The organism is Ruegeria sp. BI7 (genome assembly GCF_056537925.1).
In genome coordinates, this window is record NZ_JBQFSK010000002.1 from 318,108 (window position 1) to 340,756 (window position 22,649).

At 54.4% G+C, this 22,649-nt stretch carries 19 protein-coding genes and 1 pseudogene; 13 read left to right on the plus strand and 7 right to left on the minus strand.

Features of this window, described 5'->3' with window-relative positions; translation table 11 throughout:
* Positions 1-262: 262 nt before the first annotated feature.
* Both ACR0JB_RS09030 and ACR0JB_RS09035 read left to right on the plus strand, forming a co-directional pair.
* Positions 263-895 (plus strand): annotated as a pseudogene (locus tag ACR0JB_RS09030) (tyrosine-type recombinase/integrase).
* A gap of 291 nt (positions 896-1,186) precedes the next feature.
* The gene (locus tag ACR0JB_RS09035) at positions 1,187-1,369 is read left to right on the plus strand and encodes a hypothetical protein (protein WP_170395073.1); all 183 of its coding nucleotides are present in this window, start codon (positions 1,187-1,189) and stop codon (positions 1,367-1,369) included.
* A 333-nt stretch (positions 1,370-1,702) separates the two neighbouring features.
* Here the strand turns inward: ACR0JB_RS09035 and ACR0JB_RS09040 are convergent, their stop codons facing one another.
* A complete protein-coding gene (locus ACR0JB_RS09040) occupies positions 1,703-2,170 on the minus strand; it encodes an Lrp/AsnC family transcriptional regulator (protein WP_170395295.1) in 468 nt (155 codons plus the stop codon).
* Positions 2,171-2,323: 153 nt separating this feature from the next.
* Between ACR0JB_RS09040 and ACR0JB_RS09045 the strand changes: the two genes are divergently transcribed.
* Genes ACR0JB_RS09045 through lpdA form a run of 5 tightly spaced genes read left to right on the plus strand, consistent with a single transcriptional unit; the run spans position 2,324 to position 8,268 of the window.
* Positions 2,324-3,397 (plus strand): Glu/Leu/Phe/Val dehydrogenase dimerization domain-containing protein, encoded by a 1,074-nt coding sequence (locus ACR0JB_RS09045; protein WP_170395075.1) that lies wholly within the window; start codon positions 2,324-2,326, stop codon positions 3,395-3,397.
* Entirely contained in the window at positions 3,394-4,629 is a 1,236-nt protein-coding gene (locus ACR0JB_RS09050) for a 3-methyl-2-oxobutanoate dehydrogenase (2-methylpropanoyl-transferring) subunit alpha (protein WP_170395078.1), read from the plus strand. Before ACR0JB_RS09045 ends, ACR0JB_RS09050 begins: the two co-directional genes overlap by 4 nt.
* Positions 4,630-4,632: 3 nt before the next feature.
* Positions 4,633-5,646 (plus strand): alpha-ketoacid dehydrogenase subunit beta, encoded by a 1,014-nt coding sequence (locus ACR0JB_RS09055; protein WP_480789852.1) that lies wholly within the window; start codon positions 4,633-4,635, stop codon positions 5,644-5,646.
* Positions 5,647-5,649: 3 nt separating this feature from the next.
* Complete coding sequence (locus ACR0JB_RS09060) at positions 5,650-6,906, plus strand: dihydrolipoamide acetyltransferase family protein (protein ID WP_170395083.1); 1,257 nt, start codon at positions 5,650-5,652, stop codon at positions 6,904-6,906.
* Positions 6,907-8,268, plus strand: coding sequence for a dihydrolipoyl dehydrogenase (gene lpdA / locus ACR0JB_RS09065; RefSeq protein ID WP_170395086.1), 1,362 nt, complete (start codon positions 6,907-6,909; stop codon positions 8,266-8,268).
* A gap of 232 nt (positions 8,269-8,500) precedes the next feature.
* On the opposite strand, the gene ACR0JB_RS09070 is transcribed toward lpdA, so the two are convergent.
* On the minus strand, positions 8,501-8,743 hold the full coding sequence (locus tag ACR0JB_RS09070; RefSeq protein WP_170395088.1) for a hypothetical protein: 243 nt from the start codon (positions 8,741-8,743) through the stop codon (positions 8,501-8,503).
* 82 nt (positions 8,744-8,825) lie between these two features.
* Complete coding sequence (locus ACR0JB_RS09075; RefSeq protein ID WP_170395091.1) at positions 8,826-9,464, minus strand: DedA family protein; 639 nt, start codon at positions 9,462-9,464, stop codon at positions 8,826-8,828.
* Between the two features lie 138 nt (positions 9,465-9,602).
* Here ACR0JB_RS09075 and ACR0JB_RS09080 point away from each other — a divergent pair, with 138 nt between their 5' ends.
* Positions 9,603-9,812: a hypothetical protein gene (locus ACR0JB_RS09080; RefSeq protein WP_170505901.1), complete on the plus strand. Its 210-nt coding sequence runs from the start codon at positions 9,603-9,605 to the stop codon at positions 9,810-9,812.
* A gap of 62 nt (positions 9,813-9,874) precedes the next feature.
* On the opposite strand, the gene ACR0JB_RS09085 is transcribed toward ACR0JB_RS09080, so the two are convergent.
* Together ACR0JB_RS09085 and ACR0JB_RS09090 are read right to left on the minus strand one after the other, a co-directional pair.
* Positions 9,875-10,018: a hypothetical protein gene (locus ACR0JB_RS09085; protein ID WP_170395094.1), complete on the minus strand. Its 144-nt coding sequence runs from the start codon at positions 10,016-10,018 to the stop codon at positions 9,875-9,877.
* 53 nt (positions 10,019-10,071) lie between these two features.
* A complete protein-coding gene (locus ACR0JB_RS09090; protein WP_170395096.1) occupies positions 10,072-10,245 on the minus strand; it encodes a transcriptional regulator in 174 nt (57 codons plus the stop codon).
* 125 nt (positions 10,246-10,370) lie between these two features.
* Here ACR0JB_RS09090 and ACR0JB_RS09095 point away from each other — a divergent pair, with 125 nt between their 5' ends.
* Entirely contained in the window at positions 10,371-10,835 is a 465-nt protein-coding gene (locus ACR0JB_RS09095) for a GNAT family N-acetyltransferase (RefSeq protein ID WP_170395099.1), read from the plus strand.
* Between the two features lie 271 nt (positions 10,836-11,106).
* Here ACR0JB_RS09095 and ACR0JB_RS09100 read toward each other — a convergent pair whose 3' ends face one another.
* Positions 11,107-11,598 carry an adenylate/guanylate cyclase domain-containing protein gene (locus ACR0JB_RS09100; RefSeq protein ID WP_480789853.1) on the minus strand — a complete coding sequence of 164 codons (492 nt, stop codon included), beginning with the start codon at positions 11,596-11,598 and terminating at the stop codon, positions 11,107-11,109.
* 861 nt (positions 11,599-12,459) lie between these two features.
* On the opposite strand from ACR0JB_RS09100, the gene ACR0JB_RS09105 reads away from it, so the two are divergent.
* From ACR0JB_RS09105 to ACR0JB_RS09115, 3 genes are read left to right on the plus strand one after another with little or no spacing between them, the layout of a single operon-like run.
* Complete coding sequence (locus ACR0JB_RS09105) at positions 12,460-14,394, plus strand: PrkA family serine protein kinase (RefSeq protein ID WP_170395105.1); 1,935 nt, start codon at positions 12,460-12,462, stop codon at positions 14,392-14,394.
* A 15-nt stretch (positions 14,395-14,409) separates the two neighbouring features.
* Complete coding sequence (locus ACR0JB_RS09110) at positions 14,410-15,732, plus strand: YeaH/YhbH family protein (protein ID WP_170395108.1); 1,323 nt, start codon at positions 14,410-14,412, stop codon at positions 15,730-15,732.
* The gene (locus ACR0JB_RS09115; protein ID WP_170395111.1) at positions 15,725-17,209 is read left to right on the plus strand and encodes a SpoVR family protein; all 1,485 of its coding nucleotides are present in this window, start codon (positions 15,725-15,727) and stop codon (positions 17,207-17,209) included. The genes ACR0JB_RS09110 and ACR0JB_RS09115 overlap by 8 nt, the downstream gene beginning before the upstream one ends.
* A gap of 205 nt (positions 17,210-17,414) precedes the next feature.
* Here ACR0JB_RS09115 and ACR0JB_RS09120 read toward each other — a convergent pair whose 3' ends face one another.
* The gene (locus ACR0JB_RS09120) at positions 17,415-20,297 is read right to left on the minus strand and encodes an autotransporter outer membrane beta-barrel domain-containing protein (protein WP_170395114.1); all 2,883 of its coding nucleotides are present in this window, start codon (positions 20,295-20,297) and stop codon (positions 17,415-17,417) included.
* Positions 20,298-20,531: 234 nt separating this feature from the next.
* On the opposite strand from ACR0JB_RS09120, the gene ACR0JB_RS09125 reads away from it, so the two are divergent.
* Positions 20,532-22,628, plus strand: a complete 2,097-nt coding sequence (locus tag ACR0JB_RS09125) for a tetratricopeptide repeat-containing sulfotransferase family protein (RefSeq protein WP_170395117.1) — start codon at positions 20,532-20,534, stop codon at positions 22,626-22,628.
* Positions 22,629-22,649: the final 21 nt, after the last annotated feature.

Sequence of the window (22,649 nt, forward strand, 5' to 3'; positions counted from 1 at the left end):
ACGTCAATTCCACCCGGCATGGCCACTTCTGAAGCAAAGGCTTTCGCACGCAACCCACCGAACCCAAACTTAGCAACCCTTGATCGTGCTGTCTCAGCGAATGACCACTATGGACGGCCAAAGCCTACGTTCGCCGCAACCCCATTAACGGCAACTTTGGGCTCACTGCCGCCACCGGTAGCAGTGCTGCGTGTTATGATAGACTTCCTTGGTCAACGTCGGGTTATCGTTTGGGAGGGCATGGCGGATCGAAGGATCAGTCATGGAAACACCGAACTTACCCGCCATTCGGGCACTTCGCCCTGCTTGGAACAAGGGCCGGATCGTTGGCCAGAAGCGACCACTGAAACCAAAGCACGACTGGGCAATCCGGGTGCGATTTGAACTGGCCGAAAACCATCGCGACCTCGCAATGTTCAATATGGCGATCGACAGCAAGCTTCGCGGCTGCGATCTCGTGAAAATGAAAGTCGTCGACGTGATGGCATCCGGCCAGATCAAGGAACGAGCATCAGTACGTCAGAGCAAGACTCAGAAACCTGTGCGCTTCGAGATTTCCGAAGGAACGCGGGCTTCGGTCGAGAAGTGGATGGAAGATGAACTCATGGTCGGATCCGAGTATCTTTGGCCGGGCCGCTTTCATGAGCGCCTGCACATCTCAACACGCCAATATGCACGGATCGTCAGGGATTGGGTCACGTCGATCGGTCTAGAGGCAAGCGCCTACGGTACACATTCGATGCGTAGAACCAAGGTTACTCAGATCTAAAAGAAGACCGGAAACCTTCGTGCTGTTCAACTCCTTCTGGGCCACACCAAGATGGACAATACTGTCAGATACCTCGGCGTCGAACTCGAGGATGCCCTAGCTATCGCCGAAGCCATTGAAATATAGTGCAGTTGGGTCGCCTTCACGGGCGACCCAAAGCGGTCATTCATCTTGCCAGACTGTGCCGCGGTGTAGCTTCACCTATGTCGCCATTCGCTGCAAAGGTAAAAGGCGCAGAAGCAAAATTGAGATCGTCGAGTCCAATCGTGGTTCAGGATCTAAGCACGAGTCACTCTGCTAGATGCCAATGGTCGCGCCCTGGTTGTTTCCAACGCTGGTGTCGGCCTGAACCCTTCTTATGGATTTGGCACCAAGGTTGCTGAACGCGACGTCAATTTCGTTACCCCGGCGGACTACATGACGCACGTTGCCGAGGTTCGCTTTGAAATCGCTCACGTCAATACGGTGAATGACGCTGCGTCTATCCAGAACCTGCTCGAAACCGCAGTTGAAGTTTTCGGGGTTCTTAACGACGGCGGAACTGCCTTCTTTGGGATCGGAAGCGGGCTGAAGTTGCGGAAGACCCTGATCTTAATTTAAACGGCAACCAGCCTGAAAGCAGATCGGGCCTGGGAGAAATCCTGGGCCCATTTTTTCTGAGTCAATGGGGCTATCAACTTGTCTAAGGTATTCCGATACTCAGTAGGCCCGTCACTACTGCTTTAGACGTAGACTATGCAGCACCAGACTCACTTAGCATACAGGTGGAGAAAAGTTAGAAACCTGCAAGTATCGGTTTTGATTGCCATTTGACAGATGTGTTTTAAATGGCGGCCGTGAATAATCTTGCACTTTACTTCCTGAAGAAACTCGCGCGCCAAGAGCTGTCTTCTGATAGCGATAGATTGAGCGCAGATCAAACTCGCTATGCTCTCAATATGGGATGCGCGTTCGATTGATAAATTGGCGCAAAGCGAACCGTGAACGCACCACACGTAATCCCGGTAGGCGCATTAGTTTCGTCTGTAGGAACGTCTCAAACTCTTCAAGGCTTTCAACGGCAACTTCCAACAGGAAATCCTGCGCGCCGGTCATCAACGTTCCAGTCACCACTTCGTCAAACAGCGCAACCTGGCGCTGGAAGTCGGCCACTTTTTCGGCGTCCTGTCTCTCCAATTCAACCGAGATGAAAGCTGTGATCGGAAAGCCTGCCGTTTTACGGTCTATGCGAACGCTGTAGCCCGAAATCAGCCCAGATTCCTCAAGGCGCGCCAACCGGCGTTTGCAAGGCGTGGCGGACAGGCCAATGCGTTCCGAAAGTTGGACCAATGACATGCGTCCATCCTCTTGTAACGCTCGAAGAATCTCTCGATCCACTTGATCAGTAGAATAAGGCACTATTGTTCCTTTAATATGTAGTGAAAAACACTCACTTTGTTTCAGAATACCTTGGAAAAGCGGTTTTTCAACCCGGCACAGGGCCATAGGCTGGAAGTGATGATCCCGATGGATCGAATTGACGACACTCCTACCATACAAACGAATGGTGAAATCATGCCCCTGATCATCAGCGAAGAAACTCCGCCGCCCGGATATGAACGTCTGATCTTTGCCGAGGACACCAGCAACGGACTGCAGGCTTACATCTGTCTGCATTCGACGGTTTGCGGCCCAGCGGCGGGCGGCTGCCGAATGTGGGCTTACGACAGCCGGGAAGCTGCGCGTGAGGACGTGTTGCGACTGGCACGCGGCATGACGGCCAAGAACGTCATGGCTGGCCTCGGGTTGGGCGGTGGCAAATCAGTGATCATCGGCAATGCCCGCGAAGACAAAACTCCGGCAATGCTGCGTGCATTTGGCCGCGCGATTGATACGCTGGAGGGGCGGTATTATACGGCCGAAGATGTGGGATTCTCGCCCGAAGACATTCGGATTGTGGCTGAGGAAACGGAATTTGCGGTTGGTCTTGAAGGGGGTGAGCACGGCAGCGGCGACCCGTCACCCTTTACCGCCGAAGGGGTTTTCCAATGCTTAAAGGTTGGTGCCAGCGACGCGTTCGGAAGTGACGACCTAACCGGTCGCCGCGTGCTGGTGCAGGGTCTGGGCCACGTGGGCATGAGCCTGGCGGATAAACTGCATGCAGCGGGGGCGTCGTTGATCGTGTCAGACATCAATCAGGCCGAGTTGGGCCAGGCCCGCGACCGGCTGCGTGCGGATATCTGCCCCGTTGATCAGGTCTTTGACACGCAGATGGACATTTTCGCGCCCTGCGCTCTGGGTGGTATTCTGACCCATGAAACCGCGCAGAAACTGTCTGCGCGGCTGGTCTGTGGCGCGGCCAACAACCAATTAGCCGAAGACTCTGTCGCTGAGGTCCTTAGCGCTCGTGGAATACGCTATCTGCCTGATTATGTGGTCAATGCAGGCGGCATCATCAGCGTGGCCAGTGAAATTCACAAGGCTGGTGAGGCATATCGCCAGGCCAGGCTTGAGGAGATCGCGATTCGAATTGCTGAGATCCTCGAAACCTCGAAACGCACCGGCCAATCGTCCACACGGGTCGCCGATCAGATTGTCGGTGACATTCTGGATCGTGCATGTGATCACCGACAGGAGGGGGCGGCATGAGCGATACAACCAAACCGCTTTCGCTGAACGTCCCTGAACCGGGCTGCCGCCCAGGCGATACACCGGATTTCTCGGATTTCGAAATCCCCCGGGCTGGTGAGGTCCTCCGGCCGCCGGTCGACGTGGCCGCGGATGACATTCGCGACATGGCTTTTTCGATTGTTCGGGTTTTAAACAAAGAGGGACAGGCCATCGGTGATTGGGCAGATGCGTTGACGCCTGATGAACTGCGAACCGGCTTACGCCATATGCTGACCCTGCGCGCCTTCGACAAACGCATGCTGATGGCACAGCGTCAGGGCAAGACAAGTTTCTATATGCAGCACCTAGGTGAGGAGGCAATCAGCTGTGCTTTCTCTCGTGCGTTGCAACCCGGAGACATGAACTTTCCGACATATCGTCAGGCCGGTCTGCTGGTTGCAGTGGATTACCCGATGCTGACGATGATGAACCAAATCTACTCCAATGCCGATGACCCGCTACACGGTCGGCAGTTGCCAATCATGTACACTTCGAAAGAGCACGGATTCTTTTCGATCTCGGGCAATCTGGGCACGCAATTCGTGCAATCGGTTGGCTGGGCCATGGCCTCGGCTATTTCAGGGGATACCAAGATTGCCGCCGGCTGGATCGGTGACGGTTCAACCGCAGAAAGCGATTTTCATGCGGCTATGGTATTTGCTTCCACCTATAAGGCCCCGGTGGTTCTGAACATCGTCAACAACCAATGGGCTATCTCGACCTTTCAGGGGATCGCCCGAGGCGGCGTAGGCACATTTGCCGCGCGCGGACATGGGTTTGGAATCCCCTCACTTCGCGTTGATGGTAACGATTACCTGGCCGTTCATTCTGTCGCCAAATGGGCTGCCGAACGTGCGCGCAGTGGGCTGGGTCCGACCTTGATTGAGTACGTGACTTATCGTGCTGGCGGGCATTCGTCGTCGGACGACCCCTCAGCCTATCGCTCGGGCGAAGAAGCCAGCGCCTGGCCGTTGGGCGATCCAATAACGCGGCTGAAACAGCATCTGATTGCGATCGGCGAGTGGTCTGACGAACGCCATACACAGGCCGAGGCCGAAATCATGGATGAAGTCATTGCGACGCAAAAACAGGCCGAGAGTGTCGGCACTCTGGGCGACGGCAAGGCACCGTCGCCACGTGACATGTTCGAGGGTGTCTATGAAACGATGCCGTCGCATCTGATCCGTCAGCGCCAGCAAGCGGGGTATTGAGAGATGGCTCAAATGACAATGATCGAAGCCATTCGCGATGCCCATGACGTGGCCATGGGTGCCGACGACCGAGTGGTGGTGTTTGGTGAGGACGTGGGCTTTTTCGGTGGTGTCTTCCGCTGCACCGCCGGTTTGCAGGAAAAATACGGCAAGAGCCGCTGTTTCGATGCGCCGATCAACGAAAGCGGTATCGTTGGCACCGCAATCGGCATGGCCGCATACGGTTTGAAACCGGTGATCGAGATTCAGTTCGCCGATTATGTTTACCCCGCCTATGACCAGATCGTGAGTGAAGCCGCGCGTTTGCGACACCGTTCGAACGCCGATTTCACCTGTCCGCTTGTCATCCGCATGCCCACTGGCGGCGGTATTTTCGGCGGTCAGACCCACAGCCAGAGCCCTGAGGCACTGTTTACCCATGTGTCGGGCCTCAAGGTGGTGATGCCGTCCAACCCTGCGGACGCAAAGGGGCTATTGCTTGCGTCGATCGCCGACCCCGATCCGGTGATCTTTTTGGAACCCAAGCGGCTTTACAACGGGCCGTTTGACGGGCACCACGACAAGCCGCTGACAACCTGGAAAAAGCACGTCCAAGGTGACGTCCCAGAAGGCGAAGAGATCGTGCCTCTTGGCCTGGCCAAGGTCACCCGCGAGGGTGCGGATGTGACCGTCTTGACCTACGGGACCATGGTTTACGTCGCCGAAGCCGCCGCAATAGAAACTGGCATTGACGCCGAGGTGATCGACCTGCGGACACTCATGCCGTTGGATCTGGATACGATCACCACCTCGGTGAAGAAAACCGGCCGCTGCGTGATCGTGCATGAAGCCACGCGCACCTGCGGCTTTGGTGCCGAGTTGCTGAGCCTTGTGCAAGAGGAGTGCTTCTATCACCTCGAAGCGCCAATTATCCGCGTCACCGGGTGGGATACACCTTATCCGCACGCGCAGGAATGGCAGTATTTCCCGGGTCCCGCGCGGGTGGGTGAAGCCTTCAATACCGTCATGGAGGACTGAGCCATGGGCGTACATATCATCCGCCTGCCGGACATTGGCGAAGGGATCGCCGAAGCCGAGTTGACCGAATGGCTGGTCAAACCCGGCGATATTGTCAGGGAAGACGATACTCTGGCTGTGGTGATGACCGACAAGGCTGCGGTCGAAGTGCCTTCGTCCGTAGATGGCAAGGTTCTTGAACTGGGTGGAGAGATCGGCGAGTTGATGGCCGTTGGTGCCACATTGATCCGTATCGAGGTCGACGGCGAAGGCAACGAAGGCGACGGGCCTGCTGTGGCCGAGGCGACCGACGTTGAGCCGGAAACTGATCCAGAGCCAAAGGCCGAGCCCAAGCCTGAACCCGAAAAGGCACCCGAGCGGGCCGCTCCTGCGGTTGCACGCGCCAAAGGCACCAAGCCGCTGGCCTCACCCTCCGTACGCGCTCGTGCCCGTGAAGAAGGGATCGACTTGCGCCAGGTGCCGGGGTCCGGTCCGGCCTCGCGGATCAGCCACAGCGACCTGGACCAATGGATAGCCTCGGGTGGAATTCAGCAGGGTCAGATCACCCGTGGCGCCAATACCGGCATCGAAGAGGTGCGCGTCATCGGCATGCGCCGCAAGATCGCCGAAAAGATGCAGCTTTCGAAACGCCAGATTCCGCATATCACCATCGTTGAAGAGGTCGAAATCGAGGCGCTCGACGCCCTGCGGGTGGCGCTGAACGACAAGCACAAGGGCGACAGGCCAAAACTCACCATTCTGCCGTTCCTGATGCGCGCGATGGTTGAAGCGGTGCGCGAACAGCCCGGACTGAACGCGCGTTTTGATGACGAGGCCGGCATCATCCATCGCCATGGCGGGGTGCATGTGGGCATCGCCACCCAGACACCAAACGGGCTGAACGTGCCGGTAATCCGCCATGCCGAAGCCGGCAGCCTGTGGGACAATGCCGCTGAGCTGACGCGCTTGGCCGAAGCCGCCCGCGAGGGCACGATCAAGCGCGAGGAGTTGCAGGGCGGCACCATCACCATCACCTCGCTCGGGCCCTTGGGTGCGCTGGCTACCACGCCGATCATCAATCACCCCGAAGTAGCCATTGTGGGCGTCAACAAAATGCAGATTCGTCCGGTCTGGGACGGTCAGCAGTTCCAGCCGCGCAAGATGATGAACATCTCATGTAGCTTTGATCACCGGGTGGTCGACGGCTGGGATGCAGCGGTCTTCGTGCAAAAACTGAAATCCCTGCTGGAAACCCCGGCCATGCTTTTTGTGGAGGGCTGAATGTCGGACCTGAAATGCAAGTTGCTGATCATCGGCGCTGGACCCGGCGGCTATGTCTGCGCCATTCGTGCGGGTCAGTTGGGCATCGACACGATCGTGGTGGACGAGGCCAAGCCCGGCGGCACCTGCCTGAATGTGGGTTGTATCCCCTCTAAGGCGCTTATCCACGCAGCCGATGAGTTTCACCGGATTACGGCGGTGAATGACGGCCCGCTGGGCATCACCACTGCTGCCCCGAATATCGACCTCGCCAAGACCGTTGCCTGGAAAGACGGTATCGTCAAACGGCTGAATACCGGTGTTTCGGGTCTGATGAAAAAGGCCAGAGTCAGGTTCGTTTCGGGCCGCGCCCGGTTTTTGGATGGCAAGACCGTGTCGGTCAGCGATACAGATGGCGAGAGCCGTGAAATCACTGCTGAATACATCGTCATCGCATCGGGTTCAGCCCCGGTCGAACTCCCTTTCCTGCCATTTGGCGGCGATATCCTGTCTTCGACCGAAGTTCTGGCGCTGGGTGACGTGCCTGAAAGCCTCGCCGTTGTTGGCGGCGGTTATATAGGGCTGGAATTGGGCACGGCCTTTGCCAAACTGGGTACCAAGGTCACGGTGGTCGAGGCCGAATCCCGCATCCTGCCCACCTATGACAAAGCGCTGACTGGACCGGTCGCTAAACGTCTGTCGGCTCTGAATGTCACGGTTATGACCGGCGCCAGGGCGCAGAGCTTTTCCGATGGTGTTTTGGCCACGGATCAGGGCGAAATTACAGCCGCCAAAGTATTGGTAACGGTTGGTCGCCGCCCACGCACGCAGGGCATCGGGGTTGAAGAGCTGTCGCTAACTATGGACGGTCCGTTCATCCAGATCGACGAGACCTGTCAGAGCTCAATGCGCGGCATTTATGCAATCGGAGACGTTACAGGTGAACCCATGCTCGCGCATCGTGCCATGGCGCAGGGCGAAATGGTTGCCGAACATATCGCGGGTCACACCGTCGAGTGGGACAAATGCGCGATCCCAGCAGTCTGTTTTACCGACCCCGAGATCGTCACCTGTGGCGCTCTGCCTGACGAGATTGAAGGCACAAAGGCCACAGATTTTCCGTTGGCAGCCAACAGTCGGGCCATGACATGCGAACGTGAAGATGGGTTTGTCCGTGTGGTCTGGCGCGAAAGCGATCACGCGGTGGTAGGCATTCAGGCTGTCGGTGCTCAGATGTCGGAACTTTCGGCCGCCTTTTCGATCGCCATCGAAATGGGTGCCTGCCTTGAGGACATCGGCGCAAGCATCCACGCTCATCCGACCCAATCTGAAGGCTTGCAAGAAGCTTGTCTGAAGGCTTTGGGTCAAGCCCTGCATATCTGAGGTCAGATTAACAATCGGTCAGCCCTGTATTGGTTGGGCTGGTCTTTTCTATGGAAACCGGACCGGGTGCTCTTTAACGAGATAGCCCTGCAATGCATCCTAGATTTACTCGGGTCTTGTGGACGGCGATGGGCCTGAAGAACCCTTTGTGAGAAGGCGCTCCTACTCGTCTTCATATTTGCGAGCAGTCCTGCCCATCCAAATTCGTACTACCACAGCGAAACTTCTTCGGTTAATCGCATGTAAACTTCAGGTCGTAAAAGCCATCTCCTACGGGAGTTGCGCTTTCGAATGTGGCAGGCCCACTGCACTGAACTTCGGCGTTGGTTTGTTCGGCATCGGTCGGTGTAGAAGTATTAAGCCCTTTGATAGTTGCTGTTTCACCGCCCGAATCTATGGCGGTGCCTTCAATATCAGTTGGGGTATCGCATGCTGCTAAAGCAGCAATAAATGGAATTACGACGAAACGTTTCATCTATCTCTCCAAGCAATTAATGCCAAATCAGTAAAGCAATTAAACGCTTTAAGCCAAAGAAAATGCTGCGAAGCAGTTGCGCTCAACTTGCTCCAGGTTGTTTCTTTGCTATTGCTTTTCGCTTCAATAGAGCCCTCCGTCCAAATACAAGCACCAGCACCAAAGCCACAGTAACCAGGACGGCACCCATCAGTAAAACATGATGCAGGGCATCGGGTAGTAGCGAGACGCGATGTCCGAACTGGTATGCAATAGTTGTCCAGAAGAGTGCCCAAAGCAAAGAGCCCGCAACATTTGCCAAAAAGAACTTTACCCACGGCATGTTAGCTGAGCCAGCAACCAAGCCGTTTAACTGCCGCAGCAATACAATAAAGCGCGCGCAAACCACTACATAGGCACCATATTTGTTTGTCGCGCGTTCTGCGGCCTCGTACTTCGTCTCGGTAATGCCGAAACGAGATCCATACGCTAAGATGATTGCGCGGCCATATCTACGCCCAATCAGGTATGCAACATTGTCGCCAGCTATGGCCGCAAGACTGGCAACCGCTGCAACCGCGAAAATGTTCAGAGTTCCTTTTGCTGCAAGCACCGATGCGGCCACCAAAGCGCTTTCTCCAGGGAGAGGCAGGCCAAAGGTCTCAAAAAAAATCGTCGGGAAAAGTATGAGTAGTCCGTAGTTCTCAACAAGATTTTCGAAGTGGTTTGCAAAGTGATGCATCTTAAAACCCGGCCCTACCGAAACGATCCCGAAGCGGATTGTTCGATGTACTTTTCTTAATGATTTGGAAGAGATCTACCAACTTGTAGGTGCCAGTTAAAAGCCATGGATACACTGCAAACCGCGAGAGGAACTAAAATGACTTTTACAGACAAAGAAATTTGCAGAAACTTTTGGGGCGCCCTGTTCGCTTCACCAGAAACAAGGCGTACGAGACGTAAAAGAAAAAAACTGGCGCGAAAGAAGCAAAGGGAGACCGATGCTCAAGTCGCAAAAGACCTTCGAGAAACTGGCCATTACACTGACTACATGCAGGACCCCTTTTTCTATCGCCACTACTACTTTTGACAAATTGGTCTGGTTCGGACGCTCTCTACTCCGTAACACGCACATAAGGTCATGTGGGGCGCTCAATCCGCAGTAGTTGTTGTTTCCGTTTCTGCAGCTGGGGCGGCTTCTTCACTTTCTGCGTCCTCTTCAACTGACCTCATCATTGTGAGGCCAAAGAGTAAAACAACCAGCACTGCGGCGATAACTAGGTAGTTTCTGTTCATATCCATTCTCCCGATACGCTGAGTGCCACCCACGGTGAGACACAGTCGCGGAATCAAGCAATGGCCCGCACGTCAGGTGTCACTTTGGAAATTCGTTCGTAATGATCCACAGCAGCCAAATATTCTTTGAGCCTTTTGCCCTCTTCCGTATCCGGCTCGGATCCCCACAGATACTCGATCTCTCGGAGCGCAGCATGGTACTCGGTCGGAGTGCGGACAATGGTCATGGCAATACCTCAAAGAAAAAATCGATATGAGACTTCATACCCGAGATCACGCGATTCTGGTAGCTGGTTCCGATCGGGCATGTCCAAAGCTTCTCGATCTTGAGGTGTTCTGTCAGGTATAGCCCATGCCCGAATTCCGCCCTTTCTCCCGAGATACCCTACGGCCACTGGCTGGACTAAAGGTGCGCGACGGTCAGGCCACGTTCGTTGCATCAAACTTAATGACCATGGCGCAGTCCGTCTTTGAACCAGGGTCGGAAATCTACGGTGTTTGGGAGCAATCTACTCCGGTCGGACTGCTGGCAGTTGTTGATATGTCCCACCCTGAAGCGGATCTTGACGAAGGCGATGACCCAGACGGGATTTACATCTGGCGTTTAATGGTCGACCAGGCCCATCAGAGTCGTGGGCATGGTAGAGCGGCTTTGGAATTCGCAAAGTCGTTAGCGTGCGAAAGGGGGCGTTCAAACCTGATCGTCAGCGTTGTTGATGAACCAGGTGGCGCTATGCCGCTCTATACCAAGTTTGGCTTTCGCCCAACGGGTAGAATTGTTGATGGGGAAGTGGAACTGGTCATGCGGTTGGCTTGAAGCACTGAGTGTTGACGAGACACTCTACCTCCCTTTTTTACTCACATATCCGATATCAGCGCACTTGCAGCTTCCGCAAACCCGGCCACAGCCACTGCGCCCGCCAGAAGTATGCAACAGATTTCCAATGCACTGAGCTTCATTTTGACCCCCATCAAAACGTTCTGCTCGACGTAGAGTAATTTTCACCTCGCATAGTGAGAGCGACTTTGCTTTGCAGAAATGCGGACTCGTCAAGGCAATCATCGAAAGCCTAAGAACTCCCGTCAGATCAGCTCCGTAGCCCAATTGCTTCAAACGCCTCTTCGAAATGCAGCCTGTTCGTAGTTCGTCCAAACATTATTGGCCGTTTTGTTAACCCTGAGAGACTCGGATGTTTTTCGCGCAATTCCTCCAACCTGCTTGCGATATTGACCCCTTCTCCATACAGGTTGTCCCCGTCGATCATCACGTCACCCAGATTGATGCCGACACGGAACCACATACGTTGCTGCTTCAAAGAGTCACGATTGCGGGCCGCAATCTTGTTCTGGAAATCGACTGCGCACTTCACCGCCGAAGACGGGCTGGAAAATTCGGCAATCAGTGAATCACCGGCGCCTCCAAACACGCGGCCATAGTGTTCGCGAATGCAGTCTACAATTTGTCCAAGACAGTTTTTCAGGGCATGCAGCGCACCGGGCTCGTCCCGACTCATCATGTTGGTGAATGCGACAACGTCGGTGGCGAGAATGGTGGTTAGTTTGCGATCGACCTCTGACATCCGTCGTTCAGCCCAATGCTCGCGAGTGTGGAGTGTACAAGCATAAGAAAAACGCAAAAACTTGCACCTATCTTGTTGTTCCTTCAACACCAGCTTAGCTGAGCTTCGTTTCGAGAAACGTTGGCTCGTGCTGGTGTATGATCCAGAAGGAAAAGGGGACCGCATATTGCAGAAAGAGGTTGCTGGCACGTTCTGCATGGCTTCGCTGTGTTTAACTCCGAGCCCTCCTTCGACAAACTCAGTAAATCGGTGGAGTCAGACGAATGTGAACTTGGGGTTCAATTGCTGACAATCATTCAGTGCGGATTGTGAAGTATCGCATCAAGACTGCGTTCGCTGGCCACCCAGGATCGGCCCAGAGCCGACATGCGTCACTATCCCCTGCGCTGCGATGCGGCCCCGCAAAACCAGACATTCAACTTGCTAAATTGAATGTCTGGTTTTTACTTTGAGTTAAGGATGGAATGTGGCGTCTTCCGTGCTGTGATGTGTTCCCCAAAATGCGAGTACATGAACAGTTTGATCGCAATTGTTTTGCCGCTATGCGGTCTCGACTTAGTCTGCCGCCAGTTCAAGTGCAATTAGTGCTTCCGGGGCTGCCAGGAGTTCAGGATACGGCGTCTGCTTACCGGCCGGGGAAAACCCAAATCGAGGATAGAACGTCGGCGCGACCAAGCCGGCAAAAAAGGTCGCGTAGAGGTAGGTATTGCAGGCTTCAAAGAATACTAGTTTCAACGGAGCAACGAACGGGAAACAAATTGTGATTAGAAATTAGACAATTACGGACCAGTTTTGTGGTAGACTAGGATGAACTTAGCGCGCTGGGACGAAGGAGTACGAAACCTAGAGGAATTTTTGAAAATGGAGATTTTCGAGCAGTTTGCAGAAGAGTATGGGCGGACAAAGCTCATCGAAATGACATTGCAGGACTATTTGCTGGAATGTCGTGAAGACCCAACTATGCGGGCTACCGCAGCCGAGCGGATGATCGCCGCGATTGGCGAGCCCGAGCTTATTGATACCAGTCAGGATGCTCGGCTCAGTCGCATATTTCTTAATCGAACAATCAAGCGATACAAGCCCTTCCAGGACATATATGGCGTCGAAGAAACCATCGAGCGCATCGTTGGCTTTTTCCGCCATGCCAGCCAGGGTCTCGAGGAACGCAAGCAAATCCTCTATCTGTTGGGCCCAGTCGGTGGGGGCAAGTCAACGCTTGCCGAGATCCTTAAGAACCTGATGGAGCGGCAGCCGATTTATGTACTGAAGGCGGATGACCAGATCAGCCCAATCTTTGAGTCGCCGCTTGGCCTTTTCGACAGTGCGCAAATGGGGGATCTGCTAGATAACAAATACAATATCCCCAAACGGTTGTTGAACGGATTGATTTCGCCCTGGGCTGTCAAACGCCTGCAGGAATTTGACGGCGATATTTCCAGATTTTCGGTTGTCAAACTCTACCCGTCGAAACTGCGCCAGATTTGCGTTGCGAAGACTGAACCGGGCGATGAAAACAACCAGGACATCTCTTCGCTTGTCGGAAAACTCGATATTCGCAAGCTGGAGGAATTCAGCCAGAACGACCCAGACGCCTATTCCTATTCCGGTGCTCTGAACCGCACCACGCAGGGGTTGATGGAATTCGTTGAGATGTTCAAGGCGCCGATCAAGGTCTTGCATCCGTTGCTGACCGCCACGCAAGAGGGGTCATATGCTGGTACGGAGAATATCGGTGCTTTCCCCTTCCAGGGTGTGATAGTTGCGCATTCGAATGAAGCGGAATGGCAGCAGTTCAAAAACAACAAGAACAACGAGGCCTTTCTGGATCGGATCAGTTTGGTCAAGGTTCCCTATTGCCTACGTGCCTCGGATGAATCCCAGATTTACGAGAAGTTGCTTGAGGAAAGCAGCCTAGGTGAATCTCCCTGCGCACCCGAGACGCTGACTATCCTGAGCCAGTTCAGTGTTTTGACTCGGCTAAAAGAGCATGAAAATTCGCCAACATTTTCTAAGCTCCGCGTCTATGATGGTGAAACACTGAAGGATACCGATCCCAAAGCGCGGTCAGTGCAGGAATATCGGGATGCGGCCGGGGTGGACGAGGGGATGACGGGCACATCGACCCGCTTTGCCTTCAAAGTGCTGTCCGAGACCTTCAATCACGACACCGAGGAAGTGGGCGCCGACCCGGTTCATCTGCTTTATGTTCTTGAACAGGCGGTGAAACGCGAGCAATTCCCCGACGAGATTGAAAGCCGGTATCTATCTTTCATGAAAGACGATCTGTCGCCCCGATACGCGGAATTTATCGGCAACGAGATCCAAAAAGCCTATCTGGAATCCTATTCTGACTTTGGTCAGAACCTTTTTGACAGATACATCTCTTTTGCAGATGCATGGATCGAAGATCAGGACTTCAAGGATCCGGATACCGGCCAGATTCTCAATCGCGGCGTTCTGGAACAGGAGCTTGAAAAGATCGAAAAACCGGCCGGAATCTCCAATCCCAAGGATTTCCGAAACGAAGTGGTCAAATTCGTGCTGCGCGCGCGGGCCAACAATAGCGGTCGAAACCCTGACTGGCGCAAATATGAAAAGCTGAGAAGGGTTATCGAAAAGCGCATGTTCGGCCAAATTCAGGATCTTCTGCCTGTCATCAGCTTTGGCGCTAAGCGGGACAAGGAAACCGAAGCCAAGCATAACGAGTTTATTGATCGCATGATCGGCCGCGGCTATACGCGCCGTCAGGTCAGGCGCCTGGTTGAATGGTACATGCGGGTCAACAAGGCAGGATGAGGAGTCTATGCTCAAATGGCCCATTTCATCGATCGAAGGCTAAACCCCAAGGATAAGAACCTTGGGAACCGCAGGCGGTTTCTGCGTCGGGTTCGATCAGCCGTCAAAGAGGCGGTTGACGAAAGTGTCCGGCGTCGGAAAATCGCTGATGTCGACCAGCAGGAAAATATCTCGGTATCGTCAGAAGGGATCGGGGAGCCGCATTTTCAACATGACAGCAAAGGTGGTTCCAGACACCGGGTTCTAACCGGAAACAAGACGTTCAAGGCAGGTGACCGGCTTAAGAAACCCCCGTCGGGTCAGGATGGGCAAGGCGGACGTGAAGGGGCACCCGATGGAGAGGGCGAAGACGAGTTCATGTTCGTCCTGTCGCGGGACGAGTTTCTTTCCATATTCTTCGAGGATCTCGAACTGCCTGACATGGTAAAACGCAGTCTGAAAGAGGTTGCCGTCTCCAAACCGCACCGCATGGGATATACTGCCGCTGGGACGCCCGCCAACCTCAGTGTTTCGCGAACAATGCGCAATGCGTTCGGGCGACGTCTCGCAATGCGGCGCCCGACAAACACCGAGATACAGGCTCTTACGCAACAGGTTGAAGAACTAGAGGCGTTGGGAAAACCAGATGCGGCGCGAAAGGCGGAAAGGCAGTTGCTGCGCGAGCAGCTCGACAAGATGCTACGGCGACGCAAGATCATTCCCTACATTGATCCGCTGGACGTACGTTACAAGTATTTCGAGATGCGCCCCGAACCGGCAGCTAATGCGGTGATGTTCTGCCTGATGGACGTTTCGGCCTCGATGGGAGAGCGGGAGAAGAGCCTTGCTAAGCAGTTCTTCGTCCTCCTGCATCTTTTTCTCAAGCAACGCTACGACAAGATCGAACTAGTATTTATCCGCCACACGCAGATTGCCGCGGAAGTCGATGAAGATACCTTCTTTCACTCCCGCCAAACCGGTGGGACGGTCGTGAGCAGCGCGCTTAACGAGATGAAAAAGATTATCGAAGCCCGCTATCCGTCCGCACTGTGGAATATCTATGCCGCGCAGGCATCGGATGGTGAAAATTTCAGCGGAGATTCGCAACTGTGCGCCGACCTGCTGAACAGTGAACTGATGAAGTGGTGCCAATATTTCGCCTATACGGAGATCGTCGACGAGACCGAAGCCAATCTGATGAACAGCGCAGACAATGGTATGGAGCTGTGGCGCTCGTACCGACAGGTCGCAGAGGCTTGGCCAAACTTCGCCATGAAACGGATCGCGCGCGCCAGTGACATCTACCCTGTTCTGCACGAGTTGTTTGCGCGCAAGACGAACGGAGTTTCCAATGGCTGATCGGACCGAAGTTAGGGTGCCGCTGTTTGACGGAGCGGAATGGGATTTCGAGACCATCCAGCGCAGCTTTGCCGCGATCGAATGTGTGGCGATTGATGATCTAGAACTTGACGTCTATCCCAACCAGATAGAAATCATCTCGTATCAGCAAATGCTGGATGCCTATTCGTCGACCGGGATGCCGCTCATGTATAGGCACTGGTCCTTCGGGAAGCGTTTCGTTCACGAAGAAAAAGCCTACAGCAAGGGCGCAAACGGTCTTGCCTATGAGATCGTCATCAATTCCGATCCCTGTATTTCGTACTGCCTCGAAGACAACACTATGGCGCTTCAGGTCCTTGTGATTGCCCACGCGGCCTTTGGGCACAATCATTTCTTCAAGAACAATCACCTGTTTCGCCAGTGGAGTGATGCACAGGGTATTCTCGACTACCTCGACTACGCGCGCGGCTTTATTGCCCAATGCGAAGAACAGCACGGGGAACGCGAGGTTGAGCAATTGCTGGACGCCGCCCACGCGCTCATGCCGTCCAGCGTTTTCCGGCATAGGCGCCCGCCCCACTCATCGCTCGCGGATGAGAGAACCAGACAGCGTGAGCGGCGTATCGAAGAGGAACGGGCGGTACACTATTTGTGGGACGCCTTCGATCATCCCACACAGTCATCGAAAACCGATGAAGAGGCGCGGAAACGCAAGCGTGAAATGGGGTTGCCAGAAGAAAACCTGCTTTATTTCGTTGAACGCCACAGCCCGATTCTGGAGTCTTGGCAACGTGAAGTTTTGCGTATCGTTCGCAACATAGCACAGTATTTCTATCCGCAGCGCCAAACCAAAGTGATGAATGAAGGATGCGCCTGCTTCGTTCACTATTACATTACCAACGAGCTGCACCGCGCCGGTCTGCTGACCGATGGCGCCATGCTGGAAATATTGCACAGTCATACCAATGTGTTGACGCAGCCCGGCTTTGACGCTCCGAACGCGATGGGGATCAACCCTTATGCGCTGGGTTTCGCGATGATGCAGGATATCCAGCGCATCTGCACCGACCCGACCGAGGAGGACCGGGAATGGTTTCCGGACATAGCAGGAAGCGGCGCGTGGCGCGATGTATTAAAGGATGCATGGGCCAACTATCGGGACGAGAGCTTCGTGCAACAGTTCCTCAGCCCTAATGTCATGCGCCGATTCCGCATGTTTTCACTGACCGATGACGAGGGGAAACCTTTCTACACAGTCGACGCAATTCATGACGAGCGCGGTTATCACCAAGTGCGCGACACCTTGGCGCACGGTTTCGACGTTTCGGAACACGATCCCGATATTCAGATCGTTGACGTAGACTTGATGGGCGATCGTCACCTCAGGTTAAATCACTCCGTGCGCAATGGTGTGCCGTTGAACAAAAAGGCGTCCGAAGCGACTTTAGGCTATCTGCAGCAAATCTGGGGTTTTGATGTGGCGTTTGAAAACTAGGTTCGGGATCCATTGATATCCGCTTTGCGGCGTGATTCATCGTTCGAAGAATGAGCGGTGACATATCTGATCTTCTCTGGCTGAGCCATGCGCAGATGGTGCGTCTGCAGTCCTGTTTTCCAAAGGCTGCTTTGTCCCGCAATGCGTGAGTTCGACCAATTGGAATTCCGCGGCACCGTCCCGGGTGCCGCGGAGATTTTATTATTTAGAACGACCAGCGAAGTCCCGCCCGAAGGAAGGGGCCCTGGGCGTCGCTGCCGATTTCCTGTTCGGCATTCAGTTCAAGCTGAATGTCCTCAACAATATCTTGCTCGTAGCCAACCGCGACACGAGCGCCGGTGAAGTCGGTAGATGCAAATATCAGCGACTGAGTCGATGAGAATACGGTCACATCAGCATCTGTTGTTCCCAGATCGCGCCGCAGAACACCGCTGAGCTGCCCGCTTAGGATACCGCCATTACCGAACTGCTTTTCAGCCTCTACACCCAGTTGGGCTTCGATGACTTCGGTGGTGACATCTCCGACCGTGGCGTTGGCGCTTGAGCGTGTTTCGGTGTAGCCATCGTCCTTTTGGTTGGTATAGCGCGCGTTCGCAAATCCGAGCAGCCCGAAATCACCACTGACGTCGAACCCGCGTTCGACCGCGATATGCGCTGTCAACAGCCTGCTGTCATAATCGGCATGAGCATCATCGCTGCCATTGATTTGACGGGTGCGGTCTGTCGAGAGCCAGCCATAGCCAAACCCAGCTTCAAGCGTATAGGCACCAATCTGTCGACCCACGGCGGCGTCAAGAAAAAAGCCGGTCGTGTCAAAGTCCGCGGACTCGTTATCTCCGTCCGCCGAGAACACGCCCATGCCAACAGCCAACGCAATGCCGTTGTCCATTTGACCGGTAATCCCGGCGCTGCCGCTGAAAAGCGATACGTCCAGATCGCTGCCGGTTTCAGGGTCGAACTCTCGATACTGTGCATCGATCATCGCAAATGGCCTGAAGCCCGCAAAGGTGAACCCCTGCGCAACCTGCTCTGACGGTGCATAGTTCAGCGCGTTGCCACTGCTGCCTACGACGCTGCCGTAAAAGGCGACGACGTCGCCTGAAACCGCAAAATCATCAGCATCTACAGCGGCATATACTGGTGCTGCTCCGCCCTCATCCTGCACGAACCAGGCAGAGCCCTCTTCGGACACGGTGGTCGTGAAAACACCCGCTCCGGGCGTGGCGTCTTCAAAGTTGAACACAGCGCTGCCGCCCTGCGCGTCGAGATTTACGTTGTGCGCGTCGACCCGTATGACGCCGTCGACATCATCATTGGTGTCAGCGTTAAGCGTGCCCGAACCCGTCCCGAGATAAACGGCATAAACCTCGTCATTGCCGGAAACCCGGATGGTTCCCAGGCCGTCGATCGTGCCGTCAAAGTTGTCGAATTGGATACCGGCAGCACGTGTCCCGGCAGAACCGGTCCCATGAACAGTGATCTGTCCGGTGTTCGAGAACGATCCCTGCATGTCATTGGCGTAGATACCGATTGCCGTTGACTGGTCCGGCGATAGTCCACCGCCATCCATCCCACCCTGGGCGGTGACCGTGATATTGCCCGAGTTCGAGATGTCTCCGGTTGCGGTTTCGTCGACGTATACGCCGTAGGCTTCGGCCTCGGTATCCCGCGAGATGGCGGTGGCCGTGATATTGCCCGAGTTTGTGATGGTACCGCTCAGATTGTCTGTCAGATAAAATCCTGCGGCAGTTGCCGAGTCTTCGGCAGCCTCGGCGCGCAAGGTCATGGTCCCCGAGTTGGTGACCGTTCCCGAAACGTCATCGCCAATATACATGCCCGAAGCTGTCGCCTCGTCACCGGTATTAAGAGAAAGCGCAGTTCCGGTGATCGTGCCCGAGTTGATAACGGTGCCTTCAACCAGATCTTCGAGGTAAAAGCCGCCTGCATAGGCCTCATCATCGGTATCGGCACTTGCGAATGCAGTGATCGTGCCGCTGTTGATGATGGTTGCGCCTTCCAGCATATCATCATCGACGAAGATACCATATGCCGAAGCGTCGGATTCAACCGCCAAGGCAGTTACTTTGATCGTACCGCTGTTTTCAATCCGGCCGGACAGATCGCTATCGACAGCAATGCCATAGGCGATCGCCTCATAGGTCGTTGGAGCAGATGCGAAAATGTCCAGAGTGCCCGTGTTCAAGATCACACCGGACGCATCGCCATCAACGAAAATCCCGAATGCAGATGCAGTACTGTCAACGGTGGTGATGGCAATCGATTTTATGGTGCCCGAGTTCACAATCTCACCGGTCTCTAGCAGGTCATCCTCGACATAGATGCCCCAGGCATAGGCGTAATCGTCGGCGAAGGATCTGGCGCGTACATCGATTGTGCCCGTGTTTCGGATGGAGCCGCCAACGTCGCCATCAACGGCGATACCGTAGATTGACGCGGTGCTTCCTGCAGAGGTGTTGATAAGTCCATCGACCCTTATCGTGCCGGTGTTCAAGATTTCGCCGGTCTCTGTAAGGTTTCCATCGACATAGATACCCCAGGCTTCGATGTCCCCATCAGTCGATTGCACATCGACCTCTATGGTGCCGTTGTTCACGATCGAACCGGCGACATCACCATTGACCTGGACTGCATAAATATCCTGAGGGTCAGAGCCCGTAATATCCAGCGATATGGAGCCGTTGTTCACCAGTTCGCCGCCCTCAAGCAGGCCGCCATCCAGGCGCAGGCCCGTCGCCGTATCCGTGTCGGTGGCAGTGACCGAAATCGACCCGTTATTGGTAAACGTGCTTGAGTAATCCGTAGTGATCGTCAGGGCGGCGGCCGTCGAAGATGTAATCTCAATCGCGCCGCTTGCCGTCACTTCGTGATCCGCATCGGTTGCGAAAACCTGAGGCGTCGTCACCACATTCGAGATCGTATCCGCACGTACGTCCCCGGCAGTCAGTGCAACCATCGATACCTGTGCCAACAACGCAGCAGGAGCCGCACTGACAATTTGGCCTTTCCACTTGAAAAGACGCCCCCCACGGAGCTTGGGGGCGTTCACCCCCGACCCATTTTTAGACATTTACTATCCCGTTAGATTTTTTTGTCTTTTTTTGTCGAAGCTTGCCGCGTATTCGCGATCGGCTCCGCTTATGAACTGTTAAAAAGTCGTTAACATATATGCAATCCACCAATTATGCATTGCATAAGATGGTCTATTGCTGTTGGAAATTCGTAGGAAAACTGCAACACAATGTGGCAATTTGACGGCGCTTGGTATCAGGTTGCTATCATGCGCCAGCCCGGAGCTACTTGAATGCCAAAAAACCAGACTTTGTCCATCGGAGAGGCCTATAACCAAGGTGTTCAGGCATTTGAAACAGGGCAATTGAACAAAGCTGTCAAGGTTCTGAACCAAGTCCTCAAGGCTGCGCCCGAATATGCCCCTGCGCATCAACTGCTTGGCGTAGTTGCGTTTCAAACCGGTCAGACCGGGCCTGCCGAAAATGCCATGCGCGAAGCGATCCGATTGCAGCCAGACAATGCCGGGTTCCTGTCAAATTTTACCGAGGTATTGCGCACGAACGGAAAACCCGAAGAAGCACTCAGGGTCGGCAAACGTGCGGTTCAGCTTGCTCCGGGGGTTGCAAACGCGCATTCAAACCTTGGGTTGGCCTATTATGATATGGGTGAACTGTCCGAAGCCGAAGCCTGTCAGAAAAGAGCGTTGGCCCTAAACCCCGATCTGATTGCGGCGTTGAATAATCTGGGATCGATCGCGCGCGACAACGAGGACAGAGAAGGGGCAATTTCATTCTACCGCCGGGTGCTGGACCTGCGCCCGGGCTATCTGGAGAGTGTCAACAACCTCATTTCCGTATTGATCGAAGCTGAACAGTCGGAAGAGGCCACAGAGTTGGCAGATGATTACCTTGGCAAGGGACATGTTTCCGCAGAGCTGCATCGCAATCGGGGGCGGTTACACGTTTTGCAGTGCGAATGGGACGAAGCCGAACGCTGTTTTCGGAATGCAATTTCGCTGGATGAAAAGAAGCCCGAATCCTATGTCGGGCTTGCACAGGTTCTGACCGAGAAAAACCTGCATGAACTTGCCCTTGTCGAGGCTGAAAAAGCGCAGCGTTTAGACCCCAGCCACGCACCTGCGTATCACTATATCGCCGTCTGCAAATCGCACCTTGGCGACCTTGAGGCCGGTTTTGCCAATTACGAAAAGACCCTTGAACTAAAACCAGATTTTTCGGCCACGATGATCGCATTGGGGCATCTGGAGATGGAGCGGGGCAACTTTGACGCCGCTCGCAGTTGGTTCAACAAGGCGGCTGAAAGGGACAAGGCCCGTCTGAATGCGCAGATCGCGTTGGTCAGGTTGGACAAGGTTGCCGAAGACAACCCTGATTTTCAGGCTCTTGTGGCCGCGTTGCCCGGGGTCGACAAGTTGCCGCCCGAACAATCGGTTTCGTATCACTACGCCTTGGGGAAATGCTATGAGGACCTCAAGCGCTACGACAGCGCTTTTGAGCATTTTGCAAAAGGGGCCGCGCTAAAGCGCAGCATTATCGATTTTGACGCGGACCAGATCGAGGAAACCGCCGACGATCTGATTTCAATGTTTACGCCAGAGCTGGTCCAAAAGCTCCGCCAAAATTCTGTGGATAGCAGCCAGCCGATCTTTGTTGTTGGTATGCCCCGATCTGGAACCACGCTGACCGAGTCGATCCTCGCCAGCCACCCCTACGTTTTTGGGGCCGGAGAGTTGAGCTATATGCACAAGCTGTTTACCGATCAGCTGCGCGGTGGAAACAAGAAAACGGGCAGTCTGATCGCCGCTCTGCCGGATCACGAGATTTCGAAACGCGCCCAACAATATATCCAGCAGCTTGACGCGCACGCGCCTGGTAAACCGTTTATCGTCGATAAGATGCCGGCGAATTTTCTGATGGTTGGTCTAATACATGCGATCATGCCCAACGCACGGATCGTGCATGTCGCGCGCAATCCAATGGATACGTGCCTGTCCTGTTTCACACGGGTTTTTCAGCGCAGCCAGTATCACAGCTATGACCAGGTCGAGCTTGGCCGGTACTTCAACGCCTATGTTCGCGTCATGCAACACTGGAATGATATCCTTCCGTCGGGCAGTTTTCACACCGTTCACTATGAAAACCTGGTCGAGAACATTGAGTTTGAAGCGCGTCGCCTGATCGCCTTTTGTGGTCTTGAATGGGATGATCGCTGCCTTGAATTTCACAAAGATGCGCGGCGAGTTCGTACCGCCAGCGTTCAGCAAGTGCGCCAGCCGCTGTACAAGTCCTCAAAGGAAAAATGGCTAAACTACAAATCTCATCTAACCCCGCTTATTGAAACTATCGGAGGAGCAAGGATTTCTTTCTGAAAGATTTTCGCTGAAACCTAA

Coding starts and splice junctions, on each gene's coding strand:
- ACR0JB_RS09035 (WP_170395073.1), top strand. CDS start 1,187: ATGACGCACGTTGCCGAGGTTCGCTTTGAAATCGCTCACGTCAATACG.
- ACR0JB_RS09045 (WP_170395075.1), top strand. CDS start 2,324: ATGCCCCTGATCATCAGCGAAGAAACTCCGCCGCCCGGATATGAACGT.
- ACR0JB_RS09050 (WP_170395078.1), top strand. CDS start 3,394: ATGAGCGATACAACCAAACCGCTTTCGCTGAACGTCCCTGAACCGGGC.
- ACR0JB_RS09055 (WP_480789852.1), top strand. CDS start 4,633: ATGGCTCAAATGACAATGATCGAAGCCATTCGCGATGCCCATGACGTG.
- ACR0JB_RS09060 (WP_170395083.1), top strand. CDS start 5,650: ATGGGCGTACATATCATCCGCCTGCCGGACATTGGCGAAGGGATCGCC.
- lpdA (WP_170395086.1), top strand. CDS start 6,907: ATGTCGGACCTGAAATGCAAGTTGCTGATCATCGGCGCTGGACCCGGC.
- ACR0JB_RS09070 (WP_170395088.1), bottom strand. CDS start 8,743: ATGAAACGTTTCGTCGTAATTCCATTTATTGCTGCTTTAGCAGCATGC.
- ACR0JB_RS09075 (WP_170395091.1), bottom strand. CDS start 9,464: ATGCATCACTTTGCAAACCACTTCGAAAATCTTGTTGAGAACTACGGA.
- ACR0JB_RS09080 (WP_170505901.1), top strand. CDS start 9,603: ATGACTTTTACAGACAAAGAAATTTGCAGAAACTTTTGGGGCGCCCTG.
- ACR0JB_RS09085 (WP_170395094.1), bottom strand. CDS start 10,018: ATGAACAGAAACTACCTAGTTATCGCCGCAGTGCTGGTTGTTTTACTC.
- ACR0JB_RS09090 (WP_170395096.1), bottom strand. CDS start 10,245: ATGACCATTGTCCGCACTCCGACCGAGTACCATGCTGCGCTCCGAGAG.
- ACR0JB_RS09095 (WP_170395099.1), top strand. CDS start 10,371: ATGCCCGAATTCCGCCCTTTCTCCCGAGATACCCTACGGCCACTGGCT.
- ACR0JB_RS09100 (WP_480789853.1), bottom strand. CDS start 11,598: ATGTCAGAGGTCGATCGCAAACTAACCACCATTCTCGCCACCGACGTT.
- ACR0JB_RS09105 (WP_170395105.1), top strand. CDS start 12,460: ATGGAGATTTTCGAGCAGTTTGCAGAAGAGTATGGGCGGACAAAGCTC.
- ACR0JB_RS09110 (WP_170395108.1), top strand. CDS start 14,410: ATGGCCCATTTCATCGATCGAAGGCTAAACCCCAAGGATAAGAACCTT.
- ACR0JB_RS09115 (WP_170395111.1), top strand. CDS start 15,725: ATGGCTGATCGGACCGAAGTTAGGGTGCCGCTGTTTGACGGAGCGGAA.
- ACR0JB_RS09120 (WP_170395114.1), bottom strand. CDS start 20,297: ATGTCTAAAAATGGGTCGGGGGTGAACGCCCCCAAGCTCCGTGGGGGG.
- ACR0JB_RS09125 (WP_170395117.1), top strand. CDS start 20,532: ATGCCAAAAAACCAGACTTTGTCCATCGGAGAGGCCTATAACCAAGGT.